Origin of the sequence: Methylophaga sp. UBA2012 (genome assembly GCF_002335235.1) — a bacterium.
Taxonomy (GTDB): Bacteria; Pseudomonadota; Gammaproteobacteria; order Nitrosococcales; family Methylophagaceae; genus Methylophaga; species Methylophaga thalassica.
Genome location: NZ_DDCG01000015.1, coordinates 39,945 through 62,525, shown reverse-complemented (window position 1 = coordinate 62,525; position 22,581 = coordinate 39,945). Strand labels below are relative to the sequence as shown.

Genomic DNA, 22,581 nt, shown 5'->3' with positions numbered 1-22,581 from the left:
CTCGGGCACTTCGCCGGCGACCATCCGCTGTGCCAGTCCTTCGGCGATGGCGGTCTTGCCGACGCCGGGCTCACCGATCAACACCGGGTTGTTTTTCTTGCGCCGGGCCAGCACCTCGATGGTGGTCTCGATCTCCTGCGCACGGCCGATGACTGGATCGAGTTTGCCCTCGCGCGCCATTTGGGTGAGATCGCGCGAGTATTTATCCAGCTCGGGCGTGTTGGTCGGCGTCTCGGCGCGGCCATCCTCGGCACCTTTGCCGACTACCTTGCTCACCTGCTGGCGCAGCGCTTGCGGCGTGAGGCCGTAACGGCGCAGCAGGTTGGCTGCCAAGCCTTCGCCTTCCTCGGCCAGCCCGATCAGGAAATGCTCCGGGCCGACATAGGAGTGGCTGAGTTCGTTGGATGCCACGAAAGCGCGGCTGAGTGCGTCCTTGACCCGGGGCGACACGCCGACTTCGCCCTCGAACGGCTTCTCGCCACGCTTGGCTTCGGATTCGATTTGCCGCTTGAGGTCATCGACCTGGATCTTGAACTGCCCCAGGGTGGTCTTGACCACCTCGCTGTCGGCGAGCGCCAACAGCAGGTGTTCGGTATCGACTTCGGCGCGACCAAATTCGGCGGCATGTTTGGCGGCCTCCTGCAACAAAGCCTCGGACTGTTCGCTGATGCGGCTGGCGAGCCCACTGCCGCGCCGGCGCGTTGTACCCGTAACAGCCGGGGCGGGTTCGCCGAGCGAGGCATCGACGACCTCGTCGGTATCGGCCGGCATGGACGAGGCGGCGTGACCGGTGTGGAAGAAGTCGCTGCCGAGAAAGTCTTCGAACAGGCCGCTACGTGAGCCGAACAAGGCTTCCAGCGGTGAGACAGTACGCTTTTGCTGGCGCACCAGTTGACGATAGTGATCGTCACACAACAGCATGGTGCTGTGGCGACCATTGAGATTGGCTTCCACCCGTGCCGTGGCGGGCTGACCACAGAGTTGGCATTGTTTTCTGGCCATGCTGATGCTCCTGTAAAAATTGATTTGATGAGGCACCGCCGATCACGGTGCCTCGACCTTCACCTGGTTTTTTCGGAGGACGAGCTGATCGGCGTCAGCCGTTGATCGGGATCGAGCGGCCCTGCTTGGACGCACTGGCCTCGCGCTTGTCCATCGTGATCGTGAGCACGCCGTTCTTGAATGCGGCCTTGATCGATTCCTGGTTGGCGTTGTCAGGCAGGTTCAGGATACGCTGGAAACTGCCGTAGGAGCGCTCCACCCGGTGGAAACCACCGTCTTTGGTTTCCTGCTCCTGACGCTTTTCACCGCGCACCAGCAACACATCGTTATCGAGCGTGATCTGAATATCATTTTCCTCGACGCCGGGTACTTCCAGGGCGATCGTGTACTGCTTGTCTGTTTCTTGGATGTCCAGCGCTGGCTTCAGCATGCCCGGCCAGTCCGACGGCCAACGTGGCATGGCCAGCGCCGGGAAACCGAAGCCCCGGAACGCATCATCGAACAGGCGATCGATTTCGCGATGCAATTGCAGGATGGGGCTGACCGGCTCGCCTGCCGCCGGCAGGTCATTGCGCTGCACCGACAGTGAGGCGGTGGTCTGTTGTTCTTCCTGCTCCTTTTTGAACCAGTTCCAGGGAGCCAATTTCTTGAAATCAATATCCATGTCACACCTCCAGAAGAAAAATTAAAGAATCTCACTCACTTCGTTTGCCTGCGGCTATGGACAGCGCGCCCAGGCAATACGGGATGTTTCGCTGACTTCGACTGCTCATCTGTAGGTATCACCTCCTTCTTTCTGCCTGCTTGGATCTGATCATTGATCCATCGTTCGATTTCAGTTTGACGAAACCGTCACGTCCCGCCGACCTTAAAGGTCGGAATCTCCCCGTGCGAGGCGAGCCGGTAAAGCGTCCGCTTGTCGACTTTCAAGTAGGCAGCCAACTCGTCGAGTGTGAAGATCGCTTACTGGCGCGCTGCCATATCACCCCCACAACTTCCGCCTTCGTACAGCCTCAATCGATGATTTTTTCAAGACCTTGCAATATATTGCGCCTAACATGCAGAAAGTCAAGAGTCAACATCCAGCGACCGCACGATTCACTCAATGACATGACGCCATTTGAGTACCGCAATGCGGCATAAATACTCTACGAGATGACTGTGTTATAAATGGGGATTTACACAGGATTCTCCAGGTTAAGCAGTTTCACCGCTGAACTGGGAAGGTCAAGGTATTGCAACGAGTTTCCGGCATTTACCAGCTTCTTCTGCCGGAAAATGATGCGGTAGTGGCCATCAGCGAATTCTTCTATCTCACCCCAGACCAGCTTGTGGATGTCTGACCAGCGAAGGCCAGTAGTGCAGGAAAACAGGAAAGCCGCCTCAGCACGTCATACCGGCATTCGGCTTTGGTCAGAGCCCGGACCTCTTCCAGGTTCAGGGGCTCATATGAGCGCTTCTGCGCCCGAGAACCGTTCTGCCCCGTCTTGGAACCGTTTTAGTAGACCAGTCGCAAGGCACGGTGGCCGTTCTTGTCTGGTTCGCGTTTCTGGATAGTGATTTTCCTGTTTTGCTCCTTTTGTGCTCCGAGTGCTCCGAAAACTTATACTCGGAGCAAGAGGGGGCAAAACGGATCAAACCGCCTGCAAAGAAATAGAGTAAATTTCATTATAAAACAACGGCTTATTTGTATTTTGTTGGCTGCTTTTCGATCTTTTTGGCCGTTTCACTTCCCGATACAAAAACTGGAGAAGATATGATCCAATAAGTCTTCTGTAGTAAATGTGCCGGTAATTTCACCTAGGGCCTGCTGTGCAAGACGCAGCTCTTCAGCTAACAACTCACCAGCCCCCATGCCTGAGAGACAGTCATAACCATTGACGATAGACTGTCTGGCACGTGCTAAAGCATCCAGATGTCGACGACGGGCAATGAAGACACCTTCTTCTTCTGGATGAAATCCGACTGCTTGATAAAGATGCTGTTGTAATAACTCGAGTCCATTCCCCGACTTCGCCGAGAGATACAACGTGGGATACCCCTCTTCTTCTGTCAATTCAGTCAGGTGGCCACTTTTATCGATTTTATTACGGATAATGGTGAGTGGTTTATTCGCCGGTAACTCAGCCAGGATTTTTCTATCCTGTTCAGTGAGCCCCTGGCTATCATCGATCAGTAACAAAATATGATCGGCCTGAGCCAGTTCATTTTGGGTACGGCGAATGCCTTCCAACTCAACAATATCATTTGTTGCTTCATGCAAACCCGCAGTATCAGAAATACGTAATGGCAAACCACCAAGATGAATTTGCTCGCGCAGCACATCGCGGGTAGTGCCAGCGACATCTGTGACAATGGCAGCATCATGCCCGGCTAATTGATTATGTAAACTGGATTTACCCGCATTAGGCTGACCAGCCAGCACGACGCTGATACCTTCGCGTAATAAGCGGCCTTGTTTGGCAGAACCGGTAATACCATCAAGAGTCTTTAATAAATCCTGCAATTGCATATCCACTTGCGCTTCAGCGAGAAAATCAATTTCTTCATCGCTGAAATCAATAGAGGCTTCAACATACATTCTCAGATGCGTCAGTTCTTGCAGAAAATCATTAATGCGATTAGAGAAATCACCTTGCAGTGATCGCATCGCACTTCTTGCTGCTTGCTCTGTTGAGCTTTCAATTAAATCGGCAACAGCCTCAGCCTGGGCTAAGTCCATTTTGTTATTGAGGAAGGCACGCTCAGAGAACTCACCGGGTCTGGCCATTCTGGCACCCAACTCAACAGCACGCTGACAAAGTCTGTCCATAACAAGCGGGCTGCCATGTCCCTGAAGTTCAACAACATCCTCGCCAGTAAATGAAGCCGGACCAGGAAAGTAAAGGGCAATGCCTTCATCTATAACACCATTATCGGCATCACGAAAGTGAGTAAATTTGGCGTAACGCGGTGTCGGTAACTTTCCGCAAATCGCTGTCACGATCTCAGCGCTTTTTTTACCTGAAATTCTGACGACACCGACACCACCGCGTCCAGGCGCGGTGGCTACTGCAACGATCGTATCCATCAGCGCAGCTTAGAGTGCATCCATCTTACGAGTGATATACCACTGCTGTGCAATCGACAACACGTTATTCACTACCCAGTACAACACCAGACCCGATGGGAAGAAGGCGAAGAAGACGGTAAACACCAGCGGGAAGAACTTCATCATCATTGCTTGTGCAGGATCTTGTGGTGCAGGGTTCAATGTTTGTTGGAACCACATTGAAATACCAAACAACACTGGCAAGATGAAGTAGGGGTCCATGGCTGTTAAGTCATTAATCCAAAGAATAAAATCAGCCTGACGCAGTTCAATACTTTCTACCAGAACCCAGTAGAAAGACAGGAATACTGGCATTTGCACCAGAATAGGTAAACAACCGCCTAATGGGTTAATTTTCTCAGTGCGATAAAGATCCATCATCGCCTGATTGAACTTCTGCTTGTCATCGCCATAACGTTCTTTCAGACTCGCCAGCTTTGGCGTTAACTTACGCATAGCCGCCATTGAGCGGTAGCTCGCGGCAGATAGTTTGAAGAAAACTAACTTGATCAATACCGTCAGTAGCACAATAGACCAACCCCAGTTGCCGGTCAGTTTGTGTAACCATTCCATCACCCAGAATAAGGGTTCAGAAATAATAGTAAAGATGCCGTAATCAACCGTCAGTTGTAAGTTCTTAGCTACTTTCTCCAGACGTTCGGCTTTTTTCGGCCCCAGATACATTTCATAATCCGCATGACCTTCACTTCCAGCCGCAACAGAAATAGCTGGCATTCTGACACCGGCAGTGTAATTAGTGCCATTAAGAGAACGTGCGTAGTAACCTTTTTCTTCATCATTTTGTTCAGGCACTATCGCCGCTACAAAATAATGCTCAATCATCGCTGCCCAGCCATCCTTCGCTTTCTGATCGAATGGTTTTTCATCCAAATCATCAAACTTCACTTTTTCATATTCATTACCTGTGTTTGAGAATACAGGTCCGCTATAGGTATAAATGAAGCGTGAACCACTGGATTGTTTTTGACGATTGAATTGTGCATACGGGTAAGCAGAAAATGCATCAGCGGTATTATTGATAATCTTGTAGTCAACATTCACCACATAGCTATCACGTTTGAATGTATAGGTTTTCACTACTGTCAGGCCGTTATCAGCTTGCCAGTAGAGCGGCACTTTAATTTCGTCCTGGCCATCTCTTAATTGATAGTTTTGCTGATCAGCTTTATAGATAGCGTAGTGTGTTGGCACATCCATATTCGAACGCAAGCCAGATTGTGAAACGAAATAAGCATCACTTTTATCACTCAAAAACTGCACCGGTGTATTGGGCTCTTCAGAGCTAACGGCATATTTCAATAAGGCCAGATTTTGAATATCACCACCTTGTGTGCTGATTTCAATATCCATCACATCCGTTGTTACATGGATTTTTTGTTTCGTCGCTGCAGACGATTGCGCCGATTCAGGCACATCAGGTAAGGCTTCAGCAGAAACCGAAGGCATATCTGGCAACGCTGCATCGTTTGCGGCCAACGAGCCATCATCGATCTGGGTCGAGGTCGTATTTTGTTCGGTTTGTTGAGGATGTACGTAATCTTTTTGCCATGCCTGCCATAACAATAATGACACGATGAGCAGACCAAAAATAAATAGGGTTCTGAGATTATCCATTACGATTCTTTGTTTTTAGTTCAGGTACAGGATCAAGTCCACCCTCATGCCAAGGGTGACAGCGGGATATTCGACGCAAACCAAGCCAAGTTCCTTTTACAGAACCATGACGTTCGATTGCTTCTATCATGTATTGTGAGCAGGTTGGCTGAAAACGACAATGCATGCCGATGAAAGGGCTCAGTAAAAGTCTATAACCTCGGACGAGGCTGATTAGGATTTTTGCCATTGCGCCACCACTGTTAACCAATGTCGCTCCAATGCTGCCCATATTTGAGTGCTATCTCGTTCTGTCACACCGGGGCGTGACAATACAACAATATCGATGTTTGATAAGGCGGATTGATTCTGTCGAAATGATTCGCGAATAATCCGCTTTAAGCGGTTGCGTTGATTGGCTAATTTCACGTGTTTTTTAGCTATCGCTAGTCCCAGTCGGGGATGTCCCACTGAGTTCTCAACCGTTAAAACCGTCAGGCCCCCACCACCAGTGCGTTTTCCTTGACGGAACACCCGAGAAAAGTCTCCCGGGCGATTCATTTTCATGGCTCGGCCGAATGTTGCCAAGTCATGCCCTCCCTGAAGGATGTCAGAGAAGATTATACTGACAGTCTTGCGCGACCTTTTGCACGACGTGCGTTAATAACGCGACGACCACCAACTGTTTTCATACGTGCGCGGAAACCGTGTGTGCGTTTGCGCTTCAGATTGCTAGGCTGAAAAGTTCTTTTCATTTCACCAACTCCAGAAATATTGATTGTTTTGCTGCCTGCGGTGCTAACAGCAGCAAAAACCGCCGAGGCAAAAGACACGGGATTATAAAGTTTTAAGGCATAACAAGTCAAACCAGAGTGACTTTCATTTTTTCTGTGGTTATTTTACTTGCCAAAAAGCTGGCTTAAGGATAATACTTGCCAAAAAGCTGGCTTAAGGATAACTTTAGACCTCCTGCGTTACCAGCTATACTATCAAAAAGCTTAGCTATCCAACGCACCTCATTTTTGTTTAAACCGGTATAAATCAAGGAGTTAATGTGTCATCACCCCTTTGGGAAAAATGTCTGTCCCATCTCGAAGGTGATTTGTCGGCACAGCAGCTGAATACTTGGCTTAGGCCGCTGCAAGCGATCGAAACCGAAGAGAGCTTACGCTTACTAGCGCCCAATCCTTATGTAAAAGCATGGGTTCAGGAGCAGCTAGAAGCACAGATAAATCAGCTGGTTCATCAATTAACTCAAGGCCTTATCGAATATGTTTCGATTGAAGTAGGTACCATTGATCATGTGCCTCAACGGCCAAAACGTGTGGCAACCACTTCCGCGCCAGCCAAAACCAATAAAGAAGAAAAGTCAGAAACGATAAAGTCAGAACCCGCACTTGGTAGTCCTATCAATCCACTCTTCACCTTTGATAGTTATGTCGAAGGTAAATCTAACCAGATTGCACGAGCGGCATCGCTGCATGTAGCGGAAGCACCGGGAACAAGCGGTTATAACCCACTCTTTTTATATGGCGGTACCGGACTCGGCAAAACCCATTTGATGTTGGCCGTGGGTAATAAAATCAAGCAAAACAATCCTAAGGCTCGTGTGATTTACTTGTCATCTGAACGTTTTGTTCAGGACATGATTACCGCATTACGCAACAACGCTATTGATCAATTTAAAACTCACTATCGTAGTGCAGACGCATTATTGATTGATGATATTCAGTTCTTTGCCAAAAAAGAGCGCTCGCAAGAAGAGTTTTTCTATACCTTTAATAGTTTGTTGGAGGGTCAGCGCCAAATCATTCTGACCTGTGACCGTTTCCCCAAAGAAGTCGACAACTTGGATGAGCGTTTGCAATCACGCCTGGGTTGGGGCTTAACCGTGGCTATCGAACCACCAGAGCTTGAAACACGTGTGGCGATTCTGATCAAAAAAGCGCAACAAAACCTGATTACACTACCGGAAGACGTGGCTTTTTTTATCGCCAAGCGTATAAAATCGAATGTACGTGATCTGGAAGGCGCATTGCAGCGCGTTCTGGCTTTTTCTCGCTTTACCAATCAGCCCATGTCAATTGATATGGCACAGGAAGCATTGAAAGATCTGCTGGCACTTCACCAAAAGCTAGTGACACTGGAAAGCATCCAGAAAACAGTGGCTGAATATTTCAAAGTGCGTGTGTCTGAATTACTGGCGAAAAAACGTACACGCTCCATCGCGCGACCACGGCAAATCGCCATGGCGCTTGCCAAAGAGCTAACCAGTCACAGCCTGCCAGAGATTGGTGAATCTTTTGGTGGCCGTGACCATACAACTGTCCTGCATGCGTGCCGGAAAGTTGCTGAATTAAAAGAGTCGGATCCCCGCGTGGCTGAAGACTACCGTAACCTTTTACGAACACTGTCGAGTTAACCCGAGAGAATCATCATGCAATTTACTGTCAGCCAAGATACTTTAGTGCGACCGCTGCAACTGGTGTGCAGTATTGTTGAACGCCGCGCTACGCTACCGATCCTGTCTAACGTTTTATTACGTGTTCAAGGTGACCAACTATCTATGACCAGTACCGATATGGAACTGGAAATGATCGCTACCTTACCCGTAGCCGTTGAAGAAGAAGGTAAAACCACCGTTTCAGCACGTAAGTTGCTGGATATCGTCAGAGCGCTGCCAGGTAATGCGACCATCAGCGTGAATGCGGCAGATGGTAAAGCGGTAGTCAAAGCCGGTAAAAGTCGCTTTTCATTGGCGACATTGTCCAGTGATGACTTCCCGGACAGCGAAGGTGCTAATTACATTGATGAAATTTCATTGCCACAATCGGCACTGAAATCTTTACTCGACGAAACCAGTTTTGCCATGGCAAGCCAGGACGTGCGTTATTACCTGAATGGTTTATTGCTCGAACGTGACGATACAACCTTACGAGCTGTTGCTACCGATGGACATCGTCTCGCATTGGGCAGCCTGACCACAGCCACCCCTGTCAGCGAAAAAAACAGTGTTATCGTGCCGCGTAAAGCGATTATTGAACTCGGTCGCCTGCTCAATGACAGTGATGACATCGTTAAAATGGCCTTCAGTAATCAACAAATCAAAGTTGAATTACCTGATATTCACTTCACCTCCAAGCTGATTGATGGCCAGTTCCCTAACTATGAACGCGTTTTGCCACTCGGGGGTGATAAGGAAGTTCTGGCGGATCGTGATGAATTAAAACAAGCTTTATCACGAGCGGCTATCTTGTCGAATGATAAACACCGTAGCGTACGTATCAACTTAGATACCGATCAATTAAAAGCTACGGTTACTAACCAGGAACAAGAATCCGCTGAAGAAGAAATCAGCGTGGACTACAAAGGCGCGCCATTAGAAATTGCCTTTAATAATGCCTATCTGCTGGACTTACTGAATGCCATTCCGGATAACAAAGTGAAACTGCTTTTCACTGATGAAACCAGTAGCGCACTTGTGACCCCGGCTGATGAAAAATTCGAACGCCAATACGTCGTTATGCCAATGCGTCTCTGATATGTTTTAGAGAAACATCCTTAAACTCACATCAGCACCACATTAACAATACAAGTTTATTTGTATTCAATATGAAGGACTTGGAGAGAGTAACAGTATGAAACTAACGCCCTTTTACAAAAGGACTTTAGTCGGTCTACTGAGTTTATTTTTTATTGCTTTAGCAAGTTGTGGTCAATCACGTGATGTTGAACTGCCTGAAGACATCAAACAAATAACCCATGGCGATCTCGACGCATGGCTAAAAAAGACGCCTTTTGAAGGCTTATGGGATCCCGGCGAAGACAAAAAAGCAGATACCATTGTCATCACCAATGTGCATCAAGTATTTCCTTTTATCGGCAAATTAAAAAATGCCTCGGATGATAATAAAAACTTTACCGGGCAAGATGGTGATATCCACGAAGATGCCTGGCAGGTATTCAAAGATCCCAAATGGGGTGAAGTTGTCACCTACGCACAACTGGCTTACGACCCAGAAGAGCTGTTTTTATCTCCTTCTTACTCCGAAATGGGAAATCCGGCATTTTCAGGTAGCCAGGACATCAAGTTAAGTTATTCAGGCAATCTGACAGCCACGCAGGTCATAGATCGTAAGGGCGATAGTAAAGCCGCTATCTACTGGGTAAACAGTAATATGCAAACGTATCTGATGGGGTTTTATCAGAATCAGAACCTGGTATTTGAGGTGGCATTTCCCTGCAAAATAGAAGAGAAAGCCATGTGTCTTGGAAAATTAAAAGACATTAATAAAAAGCTGCAACTCAATATCTCAAGCTGGGAGAATGCCAGCGTCGATATGCTTCAGCCCAGTGATAATAAGGATAGTTTCTGGCAAGACCCTTATACCGGCATCTTTCCGGATGACTATGAAATCCCTTCGGTAAAGGTCAAAACTCGTTTCACTGATTTCAAACTGCAAAACCTGAATGTCCCACAGCAAAATGCTGCCTATCTATTCAGCTATGAAAATAACTATGGGCTGCATTACATCGGTTTCAATAAAGAGCCATCGCTGCTGAGCCGTGCTGAGTTTGATAAAGCACATGAAACTCAGAAACATATTGAGGCAGGTAGTCTCGATGTAAAAATTTATCTGTCAGAAAGCGAGAAAGATAATCTTCATCAGATTAAAGCAACCGCTTATATGAAGAATAAACAACAGCTGACCATTAACGCCAGTTATCCTGTTAAGGACCCAGATGCCCGTGATGAAGTCATGGATATTCTTGAGCATCTGAAAATTGCTCAATTCTGATAAATAACAAGGCGTAGATAAGAACCGTTCATATAGAAGCCAAAACTCTATTTATTATGCGTTTGATTACGATAAGCTTAGTCAGGACTAGTTGGTATTTATAAGGCTAATAAGGACAGAAGGAATAGATAGACCATGATGCACAAGATTCAATGTGAATGTGGCAGCCTGCTTGGACATATTGACGGTAAAGGTATCACCAGCAGGGTGATTTGTTATTGTACAGACTGTCAGGCATTTGCAAAGTATCTTGGTAAGTCGGCTAACATTCTCGACGCGCATGGTGGCACCGATATCGTCCAGTTAGCTCAGCCTCGTTTGCATATTACCCATGGGTTAGAGCATCTGGCCCTATTACGACTTTCTCCTAAAGGATTATTACGCTGGTACGCCTCCTGCTGTAATACTCCCATCGGTAATACTCTGAGCAACCCAAAAGTGTCGTTTATTGGTTTGGTGCACTCTTGTCTGGATAAGACGTGGTTAGAAACCGATTTTGGTCGTGACGTGGCCAAAGTGAATACGGAATCCACAACAGGTGAGCCTAAACCCAAAACCAGTGGTTTATTCGGTAATGTCATGCGTTTTTTTGGCATTGTCCTGTCAACGTTGATTAGTGGTAAATATAAACACTCCGAATTATTTACCAAAGATGGCGCACCCATCGTAACGCCAACCATTCTCACCGATGAGCAACTCGGCCAGTTAAAAAAGCAGAAGTAATATCAACATGATTTTTCGGCTTCATACCCCGATTATGATAAACCGTTATAAACCTTAAAAAGGCACAGAATATGGATATCATCAAATGGGCTGAAAAACTGATGTCGATGGACGAAAAAAGTTGGCAACGGCATGCTAACCCATGGAGTGTGTATTCACGTTTTACTACCTTGCCCTTGCTCTCTCTCGCCTTTTATTCACGTGAGTGGATGGGGATTTATTCGTTAGTACCTATTGTTTTGGCTTTTGTCTGGATTTGGCTTAACCCACGATTATTTAACGTCCCATCATCCACCGATAACTGGGCGTCGATGGGCACCTTTGGCGAACGACTGTATTTAAATCGCAAAAATATCCCCATACCAGTTCATCATCAACAGGTTTGTATGCTGCTGCAAACATTGTCAGCTTTAGGCATACCGTTTTTTATTTATAGCTTATACAGCCTGAATGTTGGGTTGCTGATTGCCAGTAATATCTGGATTATGGTGTTCAAAGCCTGGTTTGTGGATCGTATGGTGTGGCTATACAGGGAGATGAAAAACAGCGATAGCAAGTACGCTTCCGAGAAAAACCATAAACAATAAAAGGTAATCCCATCAATTATCTACATCCTATATAATCACTGACTGATTTATACAAGCCAGACAAAAAATACGATGATAAATAGCACGCCAACACATAAGCCACGCCCGTTTGTAGACCTGATGGTCAGTATCGTTTTACCGTCAGTTATCTTGATGAAATTGAGCGGACCGGAAGACTTGGGAGCCAGTGGTGCATTAATGGCGGCACTGGCTTTTCCTCTTGGCTGGGGAATATTCGAACTTATCAAATACCGTAAATTCAACTTTATCGCTCTGCTGGGTTTAATCAGTGTATTACTCACCGGCGGCATTGGTTTATTTGAGCTCGATACTAAATGGTTAGCCATCAAAGAAGCGGCTATCCCTGCCATTATAGGTATTGCTGTTCTCGGCTCAACCTTCACCCGTTACCCACTGATCAGAGCCATTTTGTATAACCGTGAAATCATGGATGTCGATAAGATCAAAGACCGCCTTGAAGAACAAAACAGCACAGCGTTATTTGAAAAGCGTCTTCTCAACGCGACCTATTTATTAGCAGGTACCTTTTTATTTTCAGCCATTATGAATTTTTTACTGGTGAAATGGTTGGTCACCAGTCCAACTGGCAGTGAGGAGTTTAATGAGCAACTGGGCTTGCTTACACTTTATAGCTACCCGGTTATTGCGATTCCTTCCATGTTGATGATGATCGGTATCTTTTATTATTTATGGCGGACTATTCATGATTTAACCGGCCTTAAACTTGAAGAAGTTGTATCACCGAAGGTCGCCAATAAATAATCACGTGTCCTCTGTCAGACTGATTCATCATCCAGACTATCTCGTGCTGTTGCCAGCAGAGCGATGCAGAGTTTTAAGCTCGGCTGTGTTAAACGGCGGACTGCAAGAAGCCAGCGCTTTACTCAATATGCGGGTGGACAAACATTCTCCGCTACCCTGTCTGGCACCAGAACAAACCTTACTAGATAAAGCAGAAGCACTGGCATTACCAGCAGTCACTATCGGCATGATGACCGCTGCCTCCATGCAGTCATTAGGTCACCATATTGAACACAGAGAGACTTTAACGGTTGAGTGCTGGGTAACGAGCGGGCTGAGTAATGTTAGACGAGTAGGTGATAAAGCCGATGATCACGCTGTGCCGGGCACCATCAATATCTGCTTATATATTAATCAAGCATTATCCGATGCTGCACTTGCCGAAGCCTTGATATTACTCACCGAGAGTAAAGTGACAGCTATTCGTGATGCCGAGATTATCAGTCCGGTTTCTGGCCTGCCCGCCAGCGGCACAGGCACTGATAGCCATGCCGTTTTTTGTCCCGAAGCTGAACCTCAACATGCTTATTGCGGCAAACACACAACGCTCGGCGAGTTAATAGGTAGGGTGGTACTGCAGGCCTGCACCATCAGTCTGAATCATTCTTTACGCAGTCTGACCGAAAGCTGATAACACGATTTCCCCCCTTTTCGATTCGGCTCAGCTATCATGCTACGAATTTTGTCTGCTGAGTGATGACTGTATGGATATTCTTCAAAGTATTATTTTGGGGTTTGTTGAAGGCCTGACGGAGTTCTTACCCATTTCTTCCACCGGACATCTGATTGTCGTCAGTGACTGGCTCGGACTGGCACAAACAGACAGCAATAAAGCTTTTGAAGTCATTATCCAGTTAGCCGCAATTCTGGCGGTGATTGCCAGTTATAAAGAGCGTTTTTCACCTAAGTATGTCGGTTTGTGGACAAAGGTTGCTTTATCTTTTGTCCCGGTCGGGCTTGTTGGTTTGTTATTTCACGATCAGATAAAAGCCCTGTTTTCTGTTCAGATTGTCGCTGTGATGTTTATCGTCGGCGGTATTATTTTTTTACTGACAGAAAAATTTATCGGCGAGAAACCACCACAAGTTGATGATATCAATGAGGTTAGCTACACGCAGTCTTTGATTATCGGCATTGCTCAGGTGTTTGCATTAATTCCCGGCACCAGTCGAGCAGGTTCCACCATTATCGGTGCACTGCTTGTAGGCTTGAGTCGCAAAGCCAGTGCTGAATTCTCATTTTTACTTGCCCTGCCAGTCATGGCGGCTGCATCAGGGCTGGATTTGATATCGCATTATCAGGATTTTGCCAATACATCCTTCTTACCGCTGATCGTTGGTTTTGTTGTCGCTTTTATCACCGCTTATCTGGTCATTAAATTATTTATCCGTTTTCTGGCGAACTTTACCTTTGTTGCTTTCGGCTGGTATCGCATTGTGTTTGGCGTCTTGTTACTCGTGCTGTATTAAACAACATCGCCTTGAACAGACTCATTTCAGCTTGAATTCATCGTATTTTGTATACTAGCTTGCATGGCCTCTAAACACGTCACTAAAGCTATTGAGCAATTTTTCTTCAAAGGTGGAGCTACACGAGCATTATTTCGTTGGCTGGATTTTCGTTTATTTGTTTCACAAAAAAATAATAAGTTAATACCGTCATCTGACAACCGTTCTCACTCCGCCACAGAGTACTTACAGGCATGGCAACAGCAGATGTCACTGACCACACCAGCCACGGGTATTTTACGGCTCCTTGCTGTCATCGCCGTGCTGATTGGTTTTACTGCCATGGCTGGGGTGTTAAATGTCAGTCAAGCCTCATTTATTAACATCTGGGTGCCACTCGCTTTATTTGCGTTTTTACCGCTATTACTCACATTAAGCAGCTTTTACTTTTCTTTTGTATCGCCCGCCAAACATAATCTGCATCATCATCCATTGCTGCATTGGTTGATAAATAAACTGAACCTGCAACAATTCATTCCCTACAAAAATTTACTGCTACCCTGGTTATTGTGGCAATTACAATCAGCGGCTATTTTATTTTCAGCCTCTGCATTACTGGCTTTTTTTATTCTGGCGACATTTCAGGACTATCTGTTTGGCTGGTCATCCACCCTCATTACTGATAGTGCCACTATGACACAATTAATGACGGCGATAAGCTGGCCCTGGCATTGGCTGCTAGAAGCGCCCACCGCCGAGTTAATCCAGCAAACTCGATTTAGTGCTCAGGCCAGTGATCTGACTGTTTCGGCCAACGATGTATGGTGGATGACATTGGTGATGGCTATCGTGGTTTACGGTATTCTGCCCCGCCTGCTGTTAGCATTATTATTGCGCCAACAGTTTATCCGGCAATTGCGTAGTAATATTCAAAACAGTAGTGATGTGGAACAGTTTATTGTGGCGCAACAGCATCAGGTCAGTCGTAATCCTATTCAATCTGATGATCATCATGTGGAAAACGGCACGGTCAGTTTACCCTCGACAGAAACGGTACTGATAAGCTGGCAGCAACCTGACATTCACTTTAATGTGGAAAAAAACTTAGGCTCGGATGACTGGTTACAAGATGAACAATGGCTAAACTCAGCAGCCAGCCAGTTTGATAAACCGGTATGGATTATCATTGATCCTATGCAGACACCCACAGGTGAACTGGCAGATTGTATTGAATTACTTCAACAGCATAATGAGTCAATCAATCTGGTGTTATACCCGATTAATGCTGATGATTCACGTTACCAGCAACAACGAAAATCATGGCAGTTTTTTGCTCAACGGCATGCGGTTACATTAAAAGAAGGTCATGCACATGTCTGAGTCTGTCACACATCCTGTCTTCGCCGTCGTGGGTCATCCGAATAAAGGTAAATCCAGTATTGTCGCTACCCTGACCCGTCAGGATGCCGTCAAAATATCGGAAATTTCCGGCACCACCACATCGGCACAGACCTTTGATCTGAATATTGATGGTGAGACACAGTACACACTGGTGGATACACCCGGCTTTCAACGTCCAAGACAAGTGATGTCCTGGTGTCAGCAACACGCCCCGAACGCAGCTGAACGCAAAAATACCATTCAGGCATTTGTACGTGAGCAGCGCGCCTCAGGCAATCATAAATTTCATGATGAAGTTGAGTTATTACAGCCAATTTTAAATGGTGCCGGCATTATTTATGTGGTGGATGGTTCTATTCCCTATAGCCCTGAATTTGAGGCCGAAATGACCATTCTGCAATGGACAGGTCAACCACGTATGGCATTGATCAACCCGATTGGTGGCGAAGCCTATGTGCAGGAATGGCAGGATGCATTAAGCCAGTATTTCAGTGTGGTGCGGGTGTTTAACCCCATGACGGCAGACCATCAGAAACAATTCACTATTTTGTCGGCCTTTGCTGAGTTATACGAACCCTGGCGTCACAATATCGAGTCCACGGTTGAACTACTCAAGCAATATTTCGAGACCCTCGAACGACAAGGTGCATTCGTGGTGGCAGAGCATATTCAGCGAATACTCAGTCATGTCAGTGAAATCAAAGTGCCTGCCGACTTTGTGAAATCGCGTTTGCAAGACAAATTAAAACATGATTATCAAAGCACGCTGCGTCATATTGAAGCGAGCATGCAAAAACAGTTACAAGCCTTATTCGCACATCCTGAAATGCAGATGCAAACGCAGCAGTTAAGCGCCGACTATCCTGACTTATTTGATAGCAGTCATTGGTATCTTTATGGTTTAGACAGACAAAAAATTGTCGCTTTATCTGCCTCTGCTGGCGCGGCGGCTGGTGCTGTCATTGATGTTGGTATGGGTGGCACATCACTGATGACCGGCGCATTTTTTGGCGGCTTAGTGTCTGGCGCCGCATCATTATTCGCTACAGCCAAACCAGAAAACCTCAAAATTAATGGTATCCCCTTAGCGGGTGAGACATTAAAAGCCGGGCCAATGAAAGAACTGACCTTTATTTTTGTGGTGCTGGGTCGTGCCGTCGATTTTCTGGAAATCATTCTACGCCGCACCCATGCCGATCGTTCTGTCGCAGAGCTACCTGAGACTAACCTGACCGCACGTATGAATCATTTACCCAAAGTTGAACAGGTGCAACTCACCCGCTTGTTACAAAAAGCGCACAAAGGTTTAAGTGACTCAGAATTAGTCAAACTGCGTGACTGGATATTAAAACTCTGCCTATCCCCTTCAGCATAAACCGGACAGTATTTACATTTTCTTAACAACGGCTTTTATACCTTGGTTTTATCATTTTGATAAATAAAGGGGGCAGCTATGTCTCGTATTTTGCTGATTTTACTTATGCTATTAAGTCCTATTGCCTGGGCAGAGGTAATACAAAGCCTGCATTCACTGTCAGAGCTAAAATGGAAAAACCGACTTATCCTGATTGATGCCGGTGATGATATTAATACCTATCAGGATGAACTCTCGCAGAGGGATGCAGAGATAAATGACCGTGATATTGTCTGGTTTCTGATCAACCAAAGTTCTCTACGTACTAACTACACAGGTACAGTTACGGATAATCTCACCAGAGAAGTTCGTCAAAAACTACAACACCATAACAGCTCAGTTTTATTAATGGGTAAAGATGGTGGAGTCAAAGCTACTGACACACAGTTAAGACTTCATAAGCTCTTCAGCGAAATTGATAGCATGCCGATGCGTCAGCGTGAATTACAACATCCCTAGCTATATTAGTCACTTGTAAGCTGAACCAGCTAGGACTTGTGTCTAACTATACGCAGTCAAGACACTGTGCTATTAATGACCATAAACCGGTGCGAAGAGTCATCAGTGTGATGATGCTTTCGTCAACGCTGTTTTAGTCATGGAGGGTGTGTCTGTGGATATCATCAGTGCATTATTTGATGGCAGTTTTATGCCCCATGGCCATTGTTTAAAATGGCAAGCAGACTTACTTTTCCTGCATGTTGTTGGCGATACGCTGACAGTCATTGCCTACTTCCTAATTCCTATCGCCCTCATTCAGCTGGTCAGAAAAAGAGACGATCTCGCCTTTAACTGGATATTTGTGATGTTCGCTGCCTTTATTTTTCTCTGCGGCGTGACACATCTAATGGCTCTGATTAATATCTGGCATGGTTATTATTTCCTTAGCGGACTCAGTAAACTCGCTACCGGCATCGTATCCATTATGACCACCGTGATGATTGTCTATTTATTACCCAAAGTGATTGCGATTCCCAGTAATAAAGACTTTAAAGTAAAAAATGAACAATTACTGTTGGTACAAAAAGAGTTACTTGCAGCAAATCAATTATTAGAACAACGGGTGGAAGCACGTACCAAAGAATTAGAAAAGTTAGCTCGTACTGATGCACTGACCGGTGTACTTAATCGAGGTGGTTTGATAAACAATTTAACGGATGAAATTGATCGGTCAGTTCGCTATAAACATCCGCTAAGCTTGTTGATGATTGATCTTGATCATTTCAAATATGTGAATGACCAATTTGGTCACCAACGTGGCGATACCGTATTAATTGAGGCTGTTAACATCGTCTCGAAAGCATCTCGACACAGTGACACACTAGGCCGCTACGGTGGGGAGGAGTTCCTTTTACTGCTTCCTGAGACAAATGTTACCGAGGCAAAAATACTCGCTGATCGCATCAGACATGATATTGAGCAACATCCATTTTGTCAGGATGAGGGCCTCAATATTTCATTGACCTGTAGTATCGGGGTGACTGAATATGAAGCTGGGCAGACACAATCCAAGCTACTACAAACTGTCGACCAATTGTTATACAGTGCCAAAAATTCTGGCAGAAACAGAGTCACTGTTAATGATGATATAGCCGCAAAAGATCCATAAAAAAGCCATACGGCATGGGGCTTTTACCCAATTCCGCATGGCTAATCAGCTTTCGAATATGAACTTAACTTATTCCGGCTTAGAACTCATAACCATAACTCACCATATATTCTGCCGGTGCGCCATAACCAATTTGGTTTCGACCTGAGGAGCCACCTGTTGCACCCAGGAAATATTTTTCATCAAAGATGTTGTAGGCATTGAACTGAATTTTATGCTTACCCACCCGATAAGCCGCCATTAGATCCACCAAGGTATAGCTATCTAATTTAACTGCTTCATTGTCACCAGCATAGCGTTCTCCGACATACTTGATGTTGCCACCCACTCGCCAGTGACTATCAATTTGATAGGTTGAACCTAATGAGAACAACTGATCGGACACATCATTCGGTTTTTTACCTGTATCTTCATCTTCTGCATCTAAATAAGTATAGCTGGCAGTGGTACTCCATTGCTCTGTCAACTGACCACGAAGCTCTAATTCAAAACCATTATGTTTTGAGGTATTTCTATCCGTTACATCGCCTGTTGTGGCATCCGTTACAGGCCGCTCTTGTTCAATTTGGAATATGGCAGCATTGAACATTAAAGCATCACCTAATGTATAAGCTTTGAAACCAATTTCTTTTAGATCAGCCGAGTAAAACTCCGCCGCACCATTACTTACAAAGGTGCCGGCATTGGGCAGTTGCCATGACCGTGAAAACGTCGCATAGGTCGATAAATCTTCAGTCAGACGATAACTGGCACCTACACGATAACTCCATTTGTCATCATCCAGGTTTTCTTTCGGGTTACCCACACGCTGTTGTTCCAGGTCCATCTTGTCGTGACGCACATTACCGGTCAACGTCAGATCACCAATGGTGTACATATCCTGCACATACAAACCATAGGTTTTGGTATCATTCTTTCTGAAGGGTTCAAAACCACCATTAACCACATGCTCCGTGACAGGATCATAGATGGATTGGTCTGCTTTTGAGACAGTACTTAAGTCTAAGTCAATTTTGGTTTGTGTATATTCTGCACCGAACAAGAATTCATGTGAGCCGACAGACCATTTTAATTCCGATTGCAGGGCGTTAAAACGGCGGGGATCATAGCCAAAATCATTTACAGATTGTCCGACAGTAGCTGTAGCAGCTGTTACATTCCTTTGACGCGTACCTTGTTGTTCCAGCTCAACACGGCTAATCACCACACGATTATTCCAGACTAAATTCGGGGTGAATTTGAATTCATCGTTCAGTGAGAAACGCACACTTTTTGATTCTTGATAATCATTGCTACTACCAAAGTAGGTGCTGCGAGACACATTCACTGGTTTGCCATTGATGGATGGCACACCACGGTAAGGTACCAAATCCTGTTTTGATATTTCCAAATCCACATCTAAGGTGTGATGATCGCTAGGGGTAAAACGAAGTGTCGGTGCAATGAAATAATCTTTTGAATCAACATAATCGACAAATGAATCGGCTTTGCGAACTTCCAGATTGATACGGCCATTAACTGTATCTGAAAATGAGGTCGAACTATCTACCCGCCCTATCATTTTTCCATGACTACCTAAACTGGCATTCAAACGGGTGAATTCATCACCGTTTGCACGCTTTGTCACCAAGTTAATCAAACCACCTGTTGAGCCACGACCATACAAAGCACCCGCGGGGCCTTTGACTACCTCGATTTGCTCAATATTCGCTAGGCTACGATAAGACTGCAAGCCAGTATCATCGCGCATGCCGTCACGATATACATCGTTCAAGGCATCAAAGCCACGAATGACAAACTGATCACGGCTGCCTTCCCCAAGTGTGTTATTAACACCAGCTACACCATTTAATGCATCAACCAAGCGCACTGCACCACGATCGGTAATCTCAGTATCTGTTACTACAGAAACAGATTGCGGCACATCAAGCCATTCTGCATCTGTCTTACTTCCAGATGTGGGTGAGAACTGCGCATAACCTTTGTATGCCTGACCGGTAACGACTAAGGGATTCATCGTCGCTGCTGAATTGCTCGTCTCATCTGCTAATAAGGGAAATGAATAAATTGAACAGAGTGTGACGAGAGAAGAAATGAGTCTTTTTTTTGTATTCACAATGTATGTGCACCAAGCCTATTAAAGAAATTGAGCACAAATCTTATTGATACTTATTAACATTTGCAAACATAAAAAAGCATTTATTAACATCAAACATTCCTAATTATCTTAGGAATGCGTTTATTGAACGGTAAAGAGATGATAATAAAACGTGATACTGAACAACAGAAAAAGCAGGCCAAGGCTCAATAGCCTAATGTTTTAATTCACCCAGCACGACTTTATTTTCAGTGACTTTTTTCACCACATTCGAATAGTAGTCATCCCTGAATTCATTAATAACCCGGGCAGCAACGGTATCTTCAACACCACTACCCAATAACACCTCTTCTGTCAGCCTGAGGCTGGTTTCCAGTGTTTCTGAAACGGTGGTGGTTGCACCCTGAGTGATTAATTCTGCACAGTGTTTTCTGTCGCGCGCGCGCGCATGGATCGGCATATCTGGATAATACTGGCGTACCTGAGCTACCAATCTATCTACCTGCGTCGGATTATCCAGCGTGACCACAATCATCTTGGCCCGATCGGCTCCCGCGGCCTGTAATACTTTGACCTTACTGGCATCACCAAAAAACACCGGGAACCCCTGTGCCCTGGCATCTTTTACCCGATGTTGGCGCATATCCAAAGCAATATAAGGAACGCCGGCAGCACCCAGCAAGGTACCGACACGGGCACCAACACGACCAAAGCCCGCTAGGATAACGTGCTCCTGATCATGCTCAACAAACTCGGTGGTGTAATCTTCCTCATCGTTTTCTGCATCAGGTGTATAGAATTTCAGTAATAAGTAATTGGTCGCCCTTACAACAAAGGGGGTTAACACCATGGTTAAGGCAATCACCAGCGTCAAAATGTCACTGACTTGTGCTTCTAATAAACCCAACGATGCCGCAAAGCTAAACAGAACAAAACCAAACTCACCGCTCTGAGATAACAAGGCCCCTGTTTGTAAGGAAATATCATGACGGGCACCGGTAATACGGGCCAGGATATAGACAACAACCGTCTTAATGGTCATCAGGCCCCAGGTCAGCAGTAGGATATCGCCCAGACGATCCCATAACAGACTGAAATCAATGCCCATGCCGACAGTCATAAAGAACAGTCCAAGCAAGATACCGCGGAAAGGCAGAATATCGGCTTCTATCTGATGTCGGTATTGTGATTCAGCCAACATCACACCTGCCAGGAAGGCCCCCAGCGCCATCGAGAAACCAACACTTTGCATAATCCAGGCAACGCCCAGTACTAACAGTACCGCGACAGCAATAAACACTTCCGGATCCTGGCTGGCAACAATTCTAGCTAATACCGGATTCAACAGGTAACGCCCGGCAAACAGCAGCGCAATAATCACCAGAATACCGATTAGCGGATTTACATCTGGACCAACTACTTCGGCACCGTTACCCACAGCGAGATAGGAAACCAAAGCTAATAATGGCACGACGGCAATATCCTGCAATAACAGCACAGAGAAGGACATGCGCCCCATCACGGTGGAGATACCGCCACGTTCAGCCAATAGTTTCAAACAAAAAGCGGTCGATGACAGGGCTAAACCAAAACCAATGATAATGGCACTGTGATTATCCAGCCCTAACCAGATGGCAATGCCATAAATGGCACCTGCGGTAATCAACACCTGAGCAAGCCCGAGCCCCAGCACCATTTTACGCATTTGCCAGAGTTTATCCGGCTTGAGTTCAATCCCTAAAACAAACAGCAGAAAAATAACGCCAAACTCAGCTAAATGCCGAATATCTTCAACTTCGGTGATTACACCCAAGCCCCAAGGACCGAGAATCATACCTGCGGTTAAATACCCCAGAATCGCACCAAGCCGAATAGCATGGAATGTAGGAATAATAATGACCGTGGCCAATAATAAGGCCAGAATTTCTACCAGATAATCGCCACCCGCTTCTTGCACAAATTATCCCTTTGTT

Annotated in this window: 21 protein-coding genes and 2 pseudogenes; 12 read left to right on the top strand and 11 right to left on the bottom strand. The window is 45.9% G+C overall.

The annotated features are described in order from the left end of the window. The 9 genes and pseudogenes from B2248_RS12145 to rpmH all read right to left on the bottom strand — a co-directional run. The coding region (locus B2248_RS12145; protein ID WP_286723136.1) for a Clp protease N-terminal domain-containing protein at nucleotides 1-1,002 on the bottom strand (1,002 nt) is incomplete at its 3' end. Nucleotides 1,003-1,096: 94 nt separating this feature from the next. Then, the gene (locus B2248_RS12140; protein WP_273181011.1) at nucleotides 1,097-1,666 is read right to left on the bottom strand and encodes an Hsp20/alpha crystallin family protein; all 570 of its coding nucleotides are present in this window, start codon (nucleotides 1,664-1,666) and stop codon (nucleotides 1,097-1,099) included. A gap of 35 nt (nucleotides 1,667-1,701) precedes the next feature. Further along, nucleotides 1,702-1,962, bottom strand: a pseudogene (locus B2248_RS14795) (helix-turn-helix domain-containing protein). A 227-nt stretch (nucleotides 1,963-2,189) separates the two neighbouring features. Then, nucleotides 2,190-2,443, bottom strand: a pseudogene (locus B2248_RS14790) (site-specific integrase); the annotation flags it as partial. 285 nt (nucleotides 2,444-2,728) lie between these two features. Continuing rightward, on the bottom strand, nucleotides 2,729-4,072 hold the full coding sequence (mnmE, locus tag B2248_RS12130; protein ID WP_273181010.1) for a tRNA uridine-5-carboxymethylaminomethyl(34) synthesis GTPase MnmE: 1,344 nt from the start codon (nucleotides 4,070-4,072) through the stop codon (nucleotides 2,729-2,731). Between the two features lie 9 nt (nucleotides 4,073-4,081). Next, on the bottom strand, nucleotides 4,082-5,728 hold the full coding sequence (gene yidC, locus B2248_RS12125; protein ID WP_007144024.1) for a membrane protein insertase YidC: 1,647 nt from the start codon (nucleotides 5,726-5,728) through the stop codon (nucleotides 4,082-4,084). Then, entirely contained in the window at nucleotides 5,721-5,894 is a 174-nt protein-coding gene (yidD, locus tag B2248_RS12120; RefSeq protein WP_414673490.1) for a membrane protein insertion efficiency factor YidD, read from the bottom strand. Before yidD ends, yidC begins: the two co-directional genes overlap by 8 nt. A 47-nt stretch (nucleotides 5,895-5,941) precedes the next feature. Continuing rightward, complete coding sequence (gene rnpA / locus B2248_RS12115; RefSeq protein ID WP_237701183.1) at nucleotides 5,942-6,295, bottom strand: ribonuclease P protein component; 354 nt, start codon at nucleotides 6,293-6,295, stop codon at nucleotides 5,942-5,944. A gap of 32 nt (nucleotides 6,296-6,327) precedes the next feature. Further along, entirely contained in the window at nucleotides 6,328-6,462 is a 135-nt protein-coding gene (gene rpmH / locus B2248_RS12110; RefSeq protein ID WP_040576298.1) for a 50S ribosomal protein L34, read from the bottom strand. Nucleotides 6,463-6,761: 299 nt separating this feature from the next. Here rpmH and dnaA point away from each other — a divergent pair, with 299 nt between their 5' ends. The 12 genes from dnaA to B2248_RS12050 all read left to right on the top strand — a co-directional run bounded on the left by dnaA (nucleotide 6,762) and on the right by B2248_RS12050 (nucleotide 18,510). Beyond that, nucleotides 6,762-8,129, top strand: coding sequence for a chromosomal replication initiator protein DnaA (gene dnaA / locus B2248_RS12105; RefSeq protein ID WP_007144027.1), 1,368 nt, complete (start codon nucleotides 6,762-6,764; stop codon nucleotides 8,127-8,129). Between the two features lie 15 nt (nucleotides 8,130-8,144). Beyond that, nucleotides 8,145-9,248, top strand: coding sequence for a DNA polymerase III subunit beta (dnaN, locus tag B2248_RS12100; protein WP_273181006.1), 1,104 nt, complete (start codon nucleotides 8,145-8,147; stop codon nucleotides 9,246-9,248). A 97-nt stretch (nucleotides 9,249-9,345) separates the two neighbouring features. Next, nucleotides 9,346-10,506, top strand: coding sequence for a hypothetical protein (locus tag B2248_RS12095; RefSeq protein WP_273181003.1), 1,161 nt, complete (start codon nucleotides 9,346-9,348; stop codon nucleotides 10,504-10,506). 135 nt (nucleotides 10,507-10,641) lie between these two features. Continuing rightward, complete coding sequence (locus B2248_RS12090; protein WP_273181001.1) at nucleotides 10,642-11,229, top strand: DUF6151 family protein; 588 nt, start codon at nucleotides 10,642-10,644, stop codon at nucleotides 11,227-11,229. Nucleotides 11,230-11,300: 71 nt separating this feature from the next. Then, nucleotides 11,301-11,816 (top strand): DUF6653 family protein, encoded by a 516-nt coding sequence (locus tag B2248_RS12085; RefSeq protein WP_273180998.1) that lies wholly within the window; start codon nucleotides 11,301-11,303, stop codon nucleotides 11,814-11,816. A gap of 72 nt (nucleotides 11,817-11,888) precedes the next feature. Beyond that, nucleotides 11,889-12,599, top strand: a complete 711-nt coding sequence (locus B2248_RS12080) for a VC0807 family protein (RefSeq protein WP_273180996.1) — start codon at nucleotides 11,889-11,891, stop codon at nucleotides 12,597-12,599. A 4-nt stretch (nucleotides 12,600-12,603) separates the two neighbouring features. Next, nucleotides 12,604-13,269, top strand: a complete 666-nt coding sequence (locus B2248_RS12075; RefSeq protein ID WP_273180994.1) for an adenosylcobinamide amidohydrolase — start codon at nucleotides 12,604-12,606, stop codon at nucleotides 13,267-13,269. Nucleotides 13,270-13,342: 73 nt separating this feature from the next. Continuing rightward, entirely contained in the window at nucleotides 13,343-14,107 is a 765-nt protein-coding gene (locus B2248_RS12070; RefSeq protein ID WP_007144034.1) for an undecaprenyl-diphosphate phosphatase, read from the top strand. A 63-nt stretch (nucleotides 14,108-14,170) separates the two neighbouring features. Then, a complete protein-coding gene (locus B2248_RS12065; protein ID WP_273180990.1) occupies nucleotides 14,171-15,466 on the top strand; it encodes a DUF2868 domain-containing protein in 1,296 nt (431 codons plus the stop codon). Then, nucleotides 15,459-16,862 (top strand): DUF3482 domain-containing protein, encoded by a 1,404-nt coding sequence (locus tag B2248_RS12060; RefSeq protein WP_273180988.1) that lies wholly within the window; start codon nucleotides 15,459-15,461, stop codon nucleotides 16,860-16,862. Before B2248_RS12065 ends, B2248_RS12060 begins: the two co-directional genes overlap by 8 nt. Nucleotides 16,863-16,940: 78 nt before the next feature. Next, nucleotides 16,941-17,360 carry a DUF4174 domain-containing protein gene (locus B2248_RS12055; protein WP_273180985.1) on the top strand — a complete coding sequence of 140 codons (420 nt, stop codon included), beginning with the start codon at nucleotides 16,941-16,943 and terminating at the stop codon, nucleotides 17,358-17,360. Nucleotides 17,361-17,514: 154 nt separating this feature from the next. Further along, a complete protein-coding gene (locus tag B2248_RS12050) occupies nucleotides 17,515-18,510 on the top strand; it encodes a GGDEF domain-containing protein (RefSeq protein ID WP_273180983.1) in 996 nt (331 codons plus the stop codon). A gap of 79 nt (nucleotides 18,511-18,589) precedes the next feature. Here B2248_RS12050 and B2248_RS12045 read toward each other — a convergent pair whose 3' ends face one another. Continuing rightward, nucleotides 18,590-20,527 carry a TonB-dependent receptor gene (locus B2248_RS12045; RefSeq protein ID WP_273180982.1) on the bottom strand — a complete coding sequence of 646 codons (1,938 nt, stop codon included), beginning with the start codon at nucleotides 20,525-20,527 and terminating at the stop codon, nucleotides 18,590-18,592. A 295-nt stretch (nucleotides 20,528-20,822) separates the two neighbouring features. After that, on the bottom strand, nucleotides 20,823-22,565 hold the full coding sequence (locus B2248_RS12040) for a monovalent cation:proton antiporter-2 (CPA2) family protein (protein WP_273180979.1): 1,743 nt from the start codon (nucleotides 22,563-22,565) through the stop codon (nucleotides 20,823-20,825). Nucleotides 22,566-22,581: the final 16 nt, after the last annotated feature.

What these genes read in the sequence shown, in the direction of transcription:
- B2248_RS12140 (WP_273181011.1), bottom strand. Translation starts at nt 1,666, where the DNA reads ATGGATATTGATTTCAAGAAATTGGCTCCCTGGAACTGGTTCAAAAAG.
- mnmE (WP_273181010.1), bottom strand. Translation starts at nt 4,072, where the DNA reads ATGGATACGATCGTTGCAGTAGCCACCGCGCCTGGACGCGGTGGTGTC.
- yidC (WP_007144024.1), bottom strand. Translation starts at nt 5,728, where the DNA reads ATGGATAATCTCAGAACCCTATTTATTTTTGGTCTGCTCATCGTGTCA.
- yidD (WP_414673490.1), bottom strand. Translation starts at nt 5,894, where the DNA reads ATGCATTGTCGTTTTCAGCCAACCTGCTCACAATACATGATAGAAGCA.
- rpmH (WP_040576298.1), bottom strand. Translation starts at nt 6,462, where the DNA reads ATGAAAAGAACTTTTCAGCCTAGCAATCTGAAGCGCAAACGCACACAC.
- dnaN (WP_273181006.1), top strand. Translation starts at nt 8,145, where the DNA reads ATGCAATTTACTGTCAGCCAAGATACTTTAGTGCGACCGCTGCAACTG.
- B2248_RS12095 (WP_273181003.1), top strand. Translation starts at nt 9,346, where the DNA reads ATGAAACTAACGCCCTTTTACAAAAGGACTTTAGTCGGTCTACTGAGT.
- B2248_RS12090 (WP_273181001.1), top strand. Translation starts at nt 10,642, where the DNA reads ATGATGCACAAGATTCAATGTGAATGTGGCAGCCTGCTTGGACATATT.
- B2248_RS12085 (WP_273180998.1), top strand. Translation starts at nt 11,301, where the DNA reads ATGGATATCATCAAATGGGCTGAAAAACTGATGTCGATGGACGAAAAA.
- B2248_RS12080 (WP_273180996.1), top strand. Translation starts at nt 11,889, where the DNA reads ATGATAAATAGCACGCCAACACATAAGCCACGCCCGTTTGTAGACCTG.
- B2248_RS12070 (WP_007144034.1), top strand. Translation starts at nt 13,343, where the DNA reads ATGGATATTCTTCAAAGTATTATTTTGGGGTTTGTTGAAGGCCTGACG.
- B2248_RS12065 (WP_273180990.1), top strand. Translation starts at nt 14,171, where the DNA reads ATGGCCTCTAAACACGTCACTAAAGCTATTGAGCAATTTTTCTTCAAA.
- B2248_RS12060 (WP_273180988.1), top strand. Translation starts at nt 15,459, where the DNA reads ATGTCTGAGTCTGTCACACATCCTGTCTTCGCCGTCGTGGGTCATCCG.
- B2248_RS12055 (WP_273180985.1), top strand. Translation starts at nt 16,941, where the DNA reads ATGTCTCGTATTTTGCTGATTTTACTTATGCTATTAAGTCCTATTGCC.
- B2248_RS12045 (WP_273180982.1), bottom strand. Translation starts at nt 20,527, where the DNA reads ATGAATCCCTTAGTCGTTACCGGTCAGGCATACAAAGGTTATGCGCAG.